The 11529-nt window shown below is 70.3% G+C and carries 14 protein-coding genes and 1 tRNA gene; 5 read left to right on the top strand and 10 right to left on the bottom strand.

The window, feature by feature from the left end; all coding sequences use genetic code 11:
* Window positions 1-4 precede the first annotated feature (4 nt).
* The 4 genes from IE317_RS18480 to rplJ form a co-directional block, all read right to left on the bottom strand.
* On the bottom strand, window positions 5-757 hold the full coding sequence (locus IE317_RS18480; protein ID WP_003060268.1) for an MlaE family ABC transporter permease: 753 nt from the start codon (window positions 755-757) through the stop codon (window positions 5-7).
* 38 nt (window positions 758-795) lie between these two features.
* Complete coding sequence (locus IE317_RS18475; protein ID WP_191311629.1) at window positions 796-1974, bottom strand: ABC transporter ATP-binding protein; 1179 nt, start codon at window positions 1972-1974, stop codon at window positions 796-798.
* Window positions 1975-2377: 403 nt separating this feature from the next.
* Complete coding sequence (gene rplL, locus IE317_RS18470) at window positions 2378-2764, bottom strand: 50S ribosomal protein L7/L12 (protein ID WP_191311627.1); 387 nt, start codon at window positions 2762-2764, stop codon at window positions 2378-2380.
* A gap of 50 nt (window positions 2765-2814) precedes the next feature.
* Window positions 2815-3369, bottom strand: coding sequence for a 50S ribosomal protein L10 (gene rplJ, locus IE317_RS18465; protein ID WP_191311624.1), 555 nt, complete (start codon window positions 3367-3369; stop codon window positions 2815-2817).
* Between the two features lie 280 nt (window positions 3370-3649).
* On the opposite strand from rplJ, the gene IE317_RS18460 reads away from it, so the two are divergent.
* A complete protein-coding gene (locus IE317_RS18460; RefSeq protein WP_191311622.1) occupies window positions 3650-4498 on the top strand; it encodes a hypothetical protein in 849 nt (282 codons plus the stop codon).
* On the opposite strand, the gene IE317_RS18455 is transcribed toward IE317_RS18460, so the two are convergent.
* The 6 genes from IE317_RS18455 to IE317_RS18430 form a co-directional block, all read right to left on the bottom strand.
* Complete coding sequence (locus tag IE317_RS18455; RefSeq protein WP_191311620.1) at window positions 4495-5274, bottom strand: alpha/beta fold hydrolase; 780 nt, start codon at window positions 5272-5274, stop codon at window positions 4495-4497. The two genes, IE317_RS18460 and IE317_RS18455, sit on opposite strands and share 4 nt — an antisense overlap.
* A 70-nt stretch (window positions 5275-5344) precedes the next feature.
* Window positions 5345-6064, bottom strand: a complete 720-nt coding sequence (gene rplA, locus IE317_RS18450) for a 50S ribosomal protein L1 (protein WP_191311618.1) — start codon at window positions 6062-6064, stop codon at window positions 5345-5347.
* Window positions 6065-6139: 75 nt separating this feature from the next.
* Window positions 6140-6577, bottom strand: coding sequence for a 50S ribosomal protein L11 (rplK, locus tag IE317_RS18445; RefSeq protein ID WP_043781763.1), 438 nt, complete (start codon window positions 6575-6577; stop codon window positions 6140-6142).
* A 75-nt stretch (window positions 6578-6652) separates the two neighbouring features.
* On the bottom strand, window positions 6653-7486 hold the full coding sequence (nusG, locus tag IE317_RS18440; RefSeq protein WP_191311616.1) for a transcription termination/antitermination protein NusG: 834 nt from the start codon (window positions 7484-7486) through the stop codon (window positions 6653-6655).
* A 65-nt stretch (window positions 7487-7551) separates the two neighbouring features.
* Window positions 7552-7992 (bottom strand): preprotein translocase subunit SecE, encoded by a 441-nt coding sequence (secE, locus tag IE317_RS18435; RefSeq protein ID WP_191311613.1) that lies wholly within the window; start codon window positions 7990-7992, stop codon window positions 7552-7554.
* A 26-nt stretch (window positions 7993-8018) separates the two neighbouring features.
* A tRNA-Trp gene (locus tag IE317_RS18430) sits at window positions 8019-8091 on the bottom strand.
* A 206-nt stretch (window positions 8092-8297) separates the two neighbouring features.
* Here IE317_RS18430 and IE317_RS18425 point away from each other — a divergent pair.
* The 4 genes from IE317_RS18425 (at window position 8298) to IE317_RS18410 (ending at window position 11527) form a co-directional block, all read left to right on the top strand.
* Window positions 8298-9218, top strand: a complete 921-nt coding sequence (locus IE317_RS18425) for a TIGR03619 family F420-dependent LLM class oxidoreductase (RefSeq protein ID WP_191311611.1) — start codon at window positions 8298-8300, stop codon at window positions 9216-9218.
* A gap of 61 nt (window positions 9219-9279) precedes the next feature.
* The gene (locus tag IE317_RS18420; protein WP_191311608.1) at window positions 9280-9630 is read left to right on the top strand and encodes a GntR family transcriptional regulator; all 351 of its coding nucleotides are present in this window, start codon (window positions 9280-9282) and stop codon (window positions 9628-9630) included.
* Window positions 9627-10586 (top strand): hypothetical protein, encoded by a 960-nt coding sequence (locus tag IE317_RS18415; protein WP_191311605.1) that lies wholly within the window; start codon window positions 9627-9629, stop codon window positions 10584-10586. Before IE317_RS18420 ends, IE317_RS18415 begins: the two co-directional genes overlap by 4 nt.
* 35 nt (window positions 10587-10621) lie before the next feature.
* On the top strand, window positions 10622-11527 hold the full coding sequence (locus IE317_RS18410; protein ID WP_191311603.1) for an SGNH/GDSL hydrolase family protein: 906 nt from the start codon (window positions 10622-10624) through the stop codon (window positions 11525-11527).
* Window positions 11528-11529 lie beyond the last annotated feature (2 nt).

The following is an 11529-nucleotide window of genomic DNA, read 5'->3' as shown; positions in this document are numbered from 1 at the left end:
GGCGCTAGTCCAGCTTTCCGGGCACGATCTGCAGGTAGATCAGGGTGATCACGAAGTTCACGACGAACAGCAGCAGGAACGTGATGACCACCGACTGGTTCACCGCGTCCCCGACGCCCTTCGGGCCGCCGGAGGGGTTGAGGCCCCGGTAGGACGCGACGACGGCGGCGATGAACCCGAAGATCAGCGCCTTGATCTCACCGACCCACAGGTCGGGAAGCTGCGCGAGGGCGGAGAAGCTCGCCAGGTACGCGCCCGGCGTCCCGCCCTGCAGCACGACGTTGAAGAAGTAGCCGCCGAGCACGCCGATGACGCTGACCATGCCGTTGAGCAGGAGCGCGACCAGCATCATCGCGAGGGTGCGCGGGACGATCAGCCGCTGGACCGCGGAGACGCCGAGCACCTCCATCGCGGCGATCTCTTCGCGGATGGTCCGGGCGCCGATGTCGGCGCAGACGGCCGAGCCGCCCGCGCCCGCCACCAGCAGCGCGGTGACCAGCGGACTGGCCTGCTGCACGGTGGCGAGCACGGAGCCCGCGCCGGTGTAGGACTGCGCGCCCAGCTGGCGGGCGAGCGAGCCGAACTGCAGCGAGATGACGGCGCCGAAGGGGATGGCCACCAGGGCCGTCGGCAGGATCGTCACGCTCGCGATGAACCACGACTGCTGGATGAACTCCCGCAGCTGGAACGGGCGCTGGAACAGGCCGCGGACGATGTCCAGGCCGAGAGCGAACAGGTTCCCGGTCTCGCGGAGCATGCCGATCCCGGGGATCTTCGCCTGTGTTGCGGGAGAGCTCACCTGCCACCTGGCCCGTTGTTCGTCGGTGGCATCCGGTGCGTGCCGGTTCTCGGCGGCTGGCCGCCGCCCGGGATCCGGGCCACCTGGTCGGCGGGCAGCTGCCCGTGGTGCTGGTTCGGGACGCCGTCACCCTGCGGGCGCGCGCCCACCTGCTGCGGCTGCCCGCGGTGCGGCCGCACGCCGTAGCGGCGCTGCTCCTCGGGGCTCAGCGACTCGATGATGCTTTCCTGCGCGGCCGGCGGCAGCCGGTGCATGATCTCCATGACCCGGTCCTTGCGGCGGATGGCACCCATCCGGGTGGCCACGCCCGGCGTGGTCTGCATCTGCGGCGGCACCCCGCTGATGTCCTCGACCCCGCCCGCGTGGTGGCCGGCGTCGAACATCGCCTGCTCGGCGGCCATCTGGGCGGAGTCCTTCTCCTCGGACATGCCGATCGGGCCCTGCATCTTGCCGTTGAGGAACTGCTTGACGACCGGCTCTTCGCTGGTCAGCAGCACCTCGCGCGGGCCGAACATGACCAGTTCCTTGCGGAAGAGCATGCCCAGGTTGTCCGGCACCGTGCGGGCCAGGTTGATGTTGTGCGTGACGATCAGGAAGGTCGCGTCGATCTGCGCGTTGACGTCGAGGAACAGCTGCGAGATGTAGGTGGTGCGGACCGGGTCGAGGCCCGAGTCCGGCTCGTCGACCAGGATGATCTCGGGGTCGAGCACCAGGGCGCGGGCCAGGCCGGCGCGCTTGCGCATACCGCCGGAGATCTCACCGGGCAGCTTCTTGTCGGCGCCGTTCAGACCGGTCATGTCGAGCTTTTCGAGGACGATCCGGCGGATTTCCGTCTCGGATTTCTTCGTGTGCTCGCGCAGCGGGAAGGCGACGTTGTCGTAGAGGTTCATCGAGCCGAACAGGGCGCCGTCCTGGAAGAGGACGCCGAAGAGCTTCCGGATCTCGTAGAGCTTGTGCTCGGAGCAGGTGACGATGTCGACACCGTTGATCACGCAGCGGCCGCGGTCGGGCTTGAGCAGCCCGATCATCGACTTGAGGAAAACCGACTTGCCGGTCCCTGACGGGCCGAGCATGGCCGACACTTCGCCCGGGGGGAGCGTCAACGTGACGTCCCGCCAGATGGTCTGCCTACCGAAGGACTTCGTCAGACCTTCGATGACCACCTCGGCACCCATCGCACCTCCAGGAGCTGTTCCGCGTCATTGCGCCCGCTGCCACACCCTGCCACCCACGCCGGCGGCGAGTGTGGGCCTGTGGCGCCCACGAACCCGCGTCAACCAGGTGCAACGAGCTGAGTGCGAACAGGTTACTCACCAGTTTTCTTTTCTGGCCAGCCCCGGACCCATCGTCACCCCGCCGTGATCGCCAATGGGCAGCACGGTAGCCCATTCGGGGCAACTGCGCAGGTCCGAGCGGCCCCGGAACCACGATTTAGGGACCCCGGGGAGATCCGGACACCGCTCCTAGGGGTTCCCGGAGGCGCCCAGCTCAGGAAGTCGTAGACGCGGAAAGGGCGGACATCCGCAGTGGATGCCCGCCCTTTCGCGAGGTGGAGCGTAGGCGCTTGCGCGCCGGAAATCACTTGATGGAGATCTTGGCGCCCGCGGCCTCGAGCTTCTCCTTGGCGGCCTCGGCGGCCTCCTTGTCGACCTTCTCCAGGAGGGCCTTGGGAGCGGCCTCGACCAGCTCCTTGGCCTCCTTCAGGCCCAGGCCCGAGACGACCTCGCGGACGACCTTGATGACCTGGATCTTCTTGTCGCCGGCGCCCTCGAGGATGACGTCGAACTCGTCCTGCTCCTCGGCGGCGGCGGCCGGGGCGGCACCCGGAGCGGCAGCGGCGACGGCGACCGGCGCGGCGGCGGTGACGTCGAAGGTCTCCTCGAACTCCTTCACGAACTCGGACAGCTCGAGGAGGGTCAGCTCCTTGAAGGCGTCGATCAGCTCGGCGGTGCTCAGCTTCGCCATGATGGCTTCCTCTCAGAAAAAACGAACTAGGCGTTCGGGGTGGGGGTGGTTCAGCTCTCGGCGGGTGCTTCGGCTGCTTCGGTACCGGCGGCGTTGCGCTGCTTCTCCTCCAGCGCGGCAGCCAGGCGGGCGACCTGGGACGCCGGCGCCTGGAACAGCGCGGCGGCCTGGGACAGCTTCGCCTTGAACGCGCCCGCCGCCTTGGCGAGCAGGACCTCACGGCTGTCGAGATCGGCGATCCGGTTGATCTCGTCCACGGACAGCGGCTTGCCGTCCATGTAGCCGCCCTTGATCACAAGCGCGTTGTTGTCCTTCGCGAAGTCGCGAAGCGCCTTGGCGGCGTCGACCGCTTCACCCTCGACGAAGGCGATGGCGGTCGCGCCGACGAACAGGTCCTCGAGACCCTGGATGCCGGCGTCCTCGGCCGCCCGCTTGACCAGGGTGTTCTTCGCGACCCGGTACTTGGCACTGGTGCCGAGAGCGCGGCGCAGCTGGGACAGCTGGGACACGGAGAGGCCGGTGTACTGGGTAACGACGGTGGCCGAGCTGGTGCGGAAGCTCTCCGCGATCTCGGCGACGGCCGCCACCTTGTCGGGCTTCGCCATGGTCGCCTCCTCTCTTGGCTAGTGTTTCCACTGGCTGTTCGAGGAGCCCCTCAGACGACGAAACGCCCTCGCGCAAGCAGGCGCGGGGCGTCTTCGGGCACTCGGGTGCCCGGCCTCGTTCCTCCTGCGCGGGCCGCCCGGCGTGATGCGGGACCTTCGTTCCCCGTGTTGGCGGGGAAAACCAGCGGTCTTCGGTAGAACCGTCATCGAGAATACCTTGTCAAGTCGACATGCCTTCTCCGACCCCCACCTCCGCGGTGGAGTGGGGCATCATGGTCACGTGGCGGAGCAGCGCGATGACGGAAAGCCGGGCTCGGAAATCGAACCGGCGGGCTCGAACGCGCCCGCGCCGCCGGGCGGGGCGCAGCCGCCGGTCGACCCGGCGGAGCTGGAGCAGTTCCGCCAGTTCCAGCAGTTCCAGGACTACCTGCGGTTCACCCAGGCCCAGCAGGGCACCCAGCCGGCACCCCCGCCGGACGCCGGCGTCGTCCAGGCGCCGCCGTCCCAGCCGGCCGCCCAGCCGCCGATGATCCCGCCGGGCTACCAGCTGGTCCCCACCGAGAGCCGTCGCGCTCCGAAGTGGGTGACGTGGCTCGGCAAGAAGGTCCTCGCCTGGGTGCTGGCGCTGGTCATCCTCGGCGTCGCGGGAACCTGGCTGTACAACCACTTCTTCCCGAACGACTCGGGCAAGTCCTCCGCCCAGCTCGCCCAGGAGGGCGGCGGGAAGTACCAGACCAACCACATCCTCTCGACCAGTCCGTACGAAGCCGTCCGCGAGGTCTACGACGCCATCGCGCAGAACCTCGTCCCGCAGGCGTGCGGGCGGATGGACGAGCCGATCCAGCAGAAGTTCGCCCAGGACCTGGGCTACGCGGACTGCCAGGTCGCGGTGCACGAGCTGAACCGCCAGGTCACCAACAAGAACAAGTACGCCGAATCGATGCCCTCGTACGTCTCGGAGCCGATCCCGGGTGACCGGTTCACGATCAGCTCGTGCCAGTTCGGCATCGTCGGCGGCCCGGCGCTGGGCGCGTTCACCGTGGCGAAGGTGCCGAAGGGCCAATGGCTGATCGTCGAGCACACCAACGAGCCGACGCCCTGCCCGGCGCCGACGCCGACGAGCCGCTAGCGCGGGTGCGGAGCGGACAGGAACGAAACCAGGGCCTCCGCGAACGCCGGTGACATCACCGCCGTCATGTGGTCGCCAGGGATCCGCATCAACCGCGCCCCCGCGATCGCCGCCGCCAGTCGCTCCGGCTCGGCTGCCAGCTGGTCCTGCTCGCCCGCCAGCACCAGCGTCGGCACCCCGATCGACGACAGGTCCAGGTGCCCGTCCCCCGAAGCCGAAGCCAGCGCCACCGCCGCCAGCGCGCGCCGGTCGCCGCCCGTGGCGTCGGCCAAGAGGCGGAACGGGACTCCCGATGGCGGGACCAGCGCCGGGTCCTCCGCCAGCAGGGCCGAAGCGATGTCCGCCGGTTTCACCACGCGCAGGTCGACGCCGCCGAAGTCGACGATGCCCGAACCGACGCCGCCCGTGGCCAGGCAGCGGATGCGCTTGTCCGCCGCCGTCGCCGTCAGGGCGATGATCGCGCCCATCGAGTAGCCGACCATCGACACCTCGTCGAGGCGCAGCTCGTCGAGCAACGCCGAGACGTCCCGGGCCATCGCGTCCTCGGTGTAGCGGGACTCGTCGTGCGGCTTTTCGGACCGGCCGTGGCCACGGGCGTCCAGCGAAATCACCGTGAAGCCCGCCGACCGCAGCGCCGCGACGACGCCGGTGGAGATCCAGTTCGCGTTCGTGTCCGCGGCGAAACCGTGCTGCAGCAGGACCGGGCGGTGGGCGCCGTCGCCCTCCCACACCGTGTAGTGCAACCGGAGCCCGTCGAACGACGCGAAAGTCGGCATGTCGTCAATAAGACACGAAGAAAGGGCGCCCCCGCAGCTTGCGGAGACGCCCTTTCTGGTGATCTCAGACTCAGACCGCAGCTTCCTCGGAGAGGAGGTTGCGGGTCCGCAGCGGGTCGACCGGGATGCCCGGGCCCATCGTGGTGGTGAAGGTGACCTTCTTCAGGTAGCGGCCCTTCGCCGACGACGGCTTGGCGCGGAGGATCTCGTCCAGCGCGGCCGCGTAGTTCTCGACCAGCTTCTCGGTGTCGAAGGAAGCCTTGCCGATCACCAGGTGCAGGTTGGCCTGCTTGTCGACGCGGAAGTTGATCTTACCGCCCTTGATGTCCTTCACGGCCTTCTCGACCGCGGGGGTCACCGTGCCGGTCTTCGGGTTCGGCATCAGGCCACGCGGGCCGAGGATGCGGGCGATGCGGCCCACCTTGGCCATCTGGTCCGGCGTCGCGATCGCGGCGTCGAAGTCGAGCCAGCCACCCTGGATGCGCTCGATCAGTTCGTCGGTGCCGACCGCGTCCGCGCCGGCGGCTTCGGCCTCGGCGGCCTTGTCGCCGACGGCGAAGACGATGACGCGGGCGGTCTTACCGGTGCCGTGCGGCAGGTTCACGGTGCCGCGGACCATCTGGTCAGCCTTGCGGGGGTCCACACCGAGACGCATCGCGACCTCGACGGTCGCGTCCATCTTGGTCTTGGACGTCTCCTTCGCCAGCTTCGCGGCCTCGAGCGGCGCGTACAGGCGCGCCTTGTCGATGAGCTCCGCAGCCTGGCGGTAAGCCTTGCTGTGCTTGGGCATGTCTGCTGTTCCTCAATTCAACGGATCAGTGTGGTGACGAGCCAGCCCTGGCTCTCCCACGGGTACTTCAGGAAATCAGGCGTCGACGACCGTGATGCCCATCGAACGAGCAGTGCCGGCGATGATCTTCGCGGCCTGGTCGATGTCGTGCGCGTTGAGGTCGGTCTCCTTGGTCTTGGCGATCTCGCGGACCTGGTCCCAGGTGACCTTGGCGACCTTGGTCTTGTGCGGCTCGCCGGAGCCCTTCTCCACGCCCGCGGCCTTCAGCAGCAGCTTCGCGGCCGGCGGCGTCTTCAGCTTGAAGTCGAACGACCGGTCCTCGTACACGGAGATCTCGACCGGGACGACGTCCCCGCGCTGCGACTCGGTCGCGGCGTTGTAGGCCTTGCAGAACTCCATGATGTTGACGCCGTGCTGACCCAGCGCGGGGCCGACCGGCGGCGCGGGGTTGGCCGCACCCGCCTTGATCTGCAGCTTGATGATCGCCGCAAGCTTCTTCTTCTTGGGTGGCATTTCTTTTCCTGTCCTGTACTACGTTCCCCGCGTACCTGCCGTGGACACGGGGACTGCGGCCGGAACGGCCGGCCGTCAGATCTTGGAGACCTGGTTGAACGACAGCTCGACCGGGGTCTCCCGGCCGAAGATCGACACCAGGACCTTCAGCTTCTGCCCGTCGACGTTGACCTCGGAGATCGTGGCCGGCAGCGTCGCGAACGGGCCGTCCATGACCGTGACCGACTCGCCGACCTCGAAGTCGACCTCGACGGCCGGGCCGCCGAGCGGCGCGGCCGCGGCGGCCTCGCCCTTGCTGGCCTTGGCCGGGGCTTCCTTCTCGACCTGCGGCGCGAGGAACTTCAGCACCTCGTCCACGGTCAGCGGCGACGGCCGCGAGGTGGCGCCGACGAACCCGGTGACACCCGGCGTGTTGCGCACCGCGCTCCACGAGGCGTCGTTGAGGTCCATCCGGACCAGGATGTAGCCGGGCAGCACCTTGCGCTGCACCTGCTTGCGCTGGCCGTTCTTGATCTCGGTGACCTCTTCGGTCGGGACCTCGATCTGGAAGATGTAGTCCTCGACGTCCAGGGTCTGCGTGCGGGTCTCGAGGTTGGTCTTCACCTTGTTCTCGTACCCGGCGTAGGAGTGCACGACGTACCAGTCGCCGGGCGCGGCGAGCAGCTCGGCGCGCAGCTTGGCGACCGGGTCCTCGTCGTCCGCGGCCGGCTCGGCGCCGGTCTCGTCGATCACGTCGTCGGCGGAAGCGTCGTCGTCGCCGGTAGCGGCAGCGTCGTCGTCGACCTCGGAGTCCGACACGTCGACGGGCTCGAGGTGGGCGGACTCTTCGTCACCGAGTGCCGCGTGCACCTGCTCGTCGGAAAGCTCGGTCAGGTCGTGACCGGCTGCTGTGCCGTTGTCGGAGGTCACGTTCCGTCCTCTCAGTTGATCATTGCCGGGGCCCGGGGCCCCATCGGCACCGCGCCGGGGGCGCGTCAGCCGAAGATGTGGCCGATGCCCCACTTGAACAGCAGGTCCAGGCCACTCACCAGGGCCACCATGAACACCACGAAGACCAGCACGACCGCGGTGTAGGTGACCATCTGCTTGCGGTTGGGCCAGATGACCTTGCGCAGTTCCGCCCAGACCTCGCGGATGAAGCGCACCAGCCGCGCGAACACGGAGGCCTTCTTCGGCTTCTGGTCCCGCTTCGGAGTCGGAGCGCCCTTCGCGTCGGGGGCGGTCTTCTCCCCCGACTTCCCGGCCGGGCGGGTCTTGTCGTCCGCACGTGCCGCGGACTTCCCCGCCGGACGAGCGGTCGCACGGCGCTCACGCCGGGCAGCGGCTGTGACGGGACGGGACGGGCTCTCGGGCTTCTGCCCGGTGCCGTCCTGCTCCTGCTCGCCGCCGCTGGCGTCGCTGTCGCTCACGACCACTCCTCCGCTCCACCAGTTCCGTTACGCAGGGGTGACAGGACTTGAACCTGCAACCTGCGGTTTTGGAGACCGCTGCTCTGCCAATTGAGCTACACCCCTGTGGAGCCCCGATCGCTCGGGGCCCCGGTGGACGCATTCCATCGTCCCCACCATCCAGGCGGGGATGACCGTAGTGCGTTCCAAGTCCCGAAGTCTACGGCAAGCCTCGCGGGAGCCCGCAACCGCGCCCCCCGATCGACCACCGCACCCCGGCCGGCCTGCGGAAAACTCCCCGCCGACCTCCTGATCATGCCAGGATGTCCGCCATGACGACCACCCCCCGTCCGGCGGGTGCTCCGCTGCAGCTCGGGCTCGCGCTCCCCCAGTACGGCGCCCTCGCCGACCCCGCTGCCGTGGGGCGCTTCGCGACGGCCGCGGAGGACCTCGGCTTCACCTCGCTCTGGGTGGGCGACCGGATCCTGACGCCGCTCGAGCCGTCGGACCTGTACCCGGGCGGCGGGACGCCGGAGCACCCCTACCCGCGGGAGTTCGAGACCTTCGCCGACCCGTTCACGACGCTGGCGGCCGCGGCCGCGGTGACCCGCACGGCCCGGCTCGGGATGAGCGCGCTGACCGGCCCGGTCTATTCCCCGGTGCTGCTCGCCCGGGCGCTGACCTCGCTCGACCTGGCCAGCTCGGGACGGCTGGACGTCGGTTTCGGGCTCGGCTGGCTCCGCGAGGAGTACTTCGCCACCGGCGTGCCGTGGGAGGGCCGGGGCCAGCGGCTCGAAGACCTGCTCGACGCACTCGACGCGCTGTGGACCGGCGACCCGGCGGAGCACACCGGCCCGCAGTGGCGGATCGCGCCGTCGACGGTGGGCCTGCGTCCGGCGCAGGACCCGCGCCCGCCCGTGCTGCTCGGCGGGTTCTCGCCGCCGGCGCTGGCCCGGGTGGGCCGCCGCGCGGACGGCTGGCTCGCCGGCTGGATGCCGGAGCAGTACCTGACCGGCCTCTGGTCGGTGGCGATCGAAGCGGCGGCGAAGGCCGGACGCGATCCGGGCACCCTGCGCCGCGTGCTGCGGATCAACCCGCGGCCGGGCACCGCCGTCGAGACCGCCGCCGACGTCCTCCCCTGCCTCGACGTGGCTCGCGAGCTGGGCATCACCGAGGTCCTCGTCGACCTGCACTATGTGGCCAAGGACGTCGACCACGCCCTGGAACTGGCCGGGGAACTGATCGCCGGCTGATCCGCGTCCACTGTGACGCAGCTCTCGCGCAGCGGCTCATTGTTCTATTATAGTTAGAATTATGCTCGTTCAGATCGACCCGAGCTCCACCGTCCCGCTCTTCGAACAGGTGGCCGCGTCGCTGCGCCGGTCCCTCGCCGACGGCCACCCGGCCCCCGGGCAGCAGCTGCCGCCCGCCCGGGAACTGGCCGCCGCCCTGGAGATCAACGTCCACACCGTGCTGCGGGCGTACGCGCTGCTCCGCGACGAAGGCCTGATCGACCTGCGGCGACGCCGGGGTGCCGTCGTCATCGGCGGCGCGTCCTCCCGGGCGCGGCTGGCCGAGCTGGCCGAGGACCTGGTCCGCGAGGCGAAGCGCGCGGGCGTCGGCCTCGACGAGCTCACCGGGGTGTTGAAGGAGAAGTACTCATGACGAAGCTGATCCGGGTCCTGCTCGCCACGGCCGCGCTGCCGGGCGCCGCGCTCGCCGCCGCCGGTGCGCTGGAGAACGCGTGGGCGGACCGGCTGCCCGACCCCGTCGCGACGCACTGGGGCAGCGAGCCGAACGGGCACACCCCGCTCGGGGCGTTCACCGGCGTGAGCCTGGGCCTCGGCGCCGTCGCCGTCCTGCTCCTCGCCACGACGGCGGTCACCGCGCTGCGCCGCGGGCGGCCGCTGCCGCGCCCGACCGTCGGGGTGGGCGCCGGGTTCGCCGCCATGCCGGCCGCCGTCCTGCTCACGGTGCTCGTGGCGAACCTCGACGCCCCGGACTGGCAGGCGGCCGGAAGCGGCCTCGGCGTCGTGCCCTTCCTCCTGGGCGCCGCGGCCCTCGGCGTCGTGGCGGCGCGCATCGGCGGCCTGCCGTCGCCGCCGGTCCGGGAGACCCCGGGGCACCGGCCGAGCGTCGGGCTCCGGCCGGGGCAGCGCGCGTTCTGGTCGGGCCGGGCGGTGAACCCGGCGATGCTCTGGGCTCTGGCGCTGATCCCGGTGGCGATCGCCCTCCTGCCCACCGGGCTCCCGTGGCCGACGGCCGTCTGGATCGCCTTCGTCGGCTTCGTCGTCACGGCGCTGACGTACCGGCTGTCGGCGTCCGTGGACGCCAAGGGCGTGACGATCCGCTTCGGCCTCCTCGGCGTCCCCTGGCGGCACCTGGCGCTGGACCGCATCCGCGAAGCGACCACGCGCGAGCTGTCGACCTTCGGCGACGGCGGGCTGGGCCTGCGCTTCAACCCGGTCACCGGCACGACGGCGTACAAGATCCGCGGCGGTCCGGCGCTCGCGCTCTCCCTGGAGAACGGCCGGACGGTGCTGGTCAGCGTGGACGACCCGGAGACCGGCGCCGGGCTGGTCAACGACCTGCTCGCGCAGCGGATCACCCGGATTGACTAGGTCGGCGGCGCGCCGCGTTCGGTAGAAACGAAGAAGTGGCGAAGAAGAGCGGCGGCGGGGGCTGCCTGGTGCTCGTGCTCGTGGTCGGTCTCTTGGCCTTCGGGTACTACAAGTGGCAGCACGGCTCGTCCTCGGCGCCACCCGAGGGGGTGGACACCGGAGGCGGCTCGGGCCGCTACGTCGCCCTCGGGGATTCGTACACGTCGTCGCCGCGGACCGGGCGCCAGGTAGGCGCCCCGGCCGGCTGCGAACGCTCGGACGACAACTACCCGCACCTCGTCTCGGCGAAGCTGAAGCCGGCCCAGTTCGCCGACGTCAGCTGCAGCGGCGCGACGACGGACCACCTGAGCCAGGCGCAGAAGACGGGCAACGGCACGAACCCGCCGCAGCTGGACGCGGTGACGGCCGAGACGACGCTGGTGACGGTGGGCATCGGCGGCAACGACGTCGGCTTCACCGCGTACGCGTCGAGCTGCGCGACCACGCACCAGAACACCTCACCGTGCCGGGATCGCCTGACCGCGGGCGGCCACGACCAGCTGGCCGAGCGCATCGACACGACGGCCCCGAAGGTCGGCGCGCTCCTCGACCGGATCCACGAGCGGGCCCCGAAGGCGAAGGTGGTGGTGGTCGGCTACCCGACGGTGCTGCCGGACGGAACCGGGTGCTGGCCGTCCCTGCCGTTCGGCGCGGGCGACCTCGACTACTTCCGGGGCGCGCTGGGCAAGCTGAACAAGATGCTGGAGGACCAGGCGGACGCCCACCGGGCGGGGTACGCGGACACGGCCGCCCCCGGCAAGGGCCACGACGTCTGCGCGGCGCCGGACAAGCGCTGGGTGGAGGGCCTGCTGCCCGCCGCGCCCGGCCTCCCGTTCCACCCGAACACCCGGGGAGAGCAGGGCATGGCCGACGCGGTCTTGGCGATCCTGAAGCTCCCTTAGCG

The organism is Amycolatopsis bullii (assembly GCF_014654205.1).
In the GTDB taxonomy this organism is placed as follows: domain Bacteria; phylum Actinomycetota; class Actinomycetes; order Mycobacteriales; family Pseudonocardiaceae; genus Amycolatopsis; species Amycolatopsis plumensis.
The sequence above is the reverse complement of the archived record's forward strand: the minus strand, read 5'-3'. Positions and strand labels throughout refer to the sequence as shown.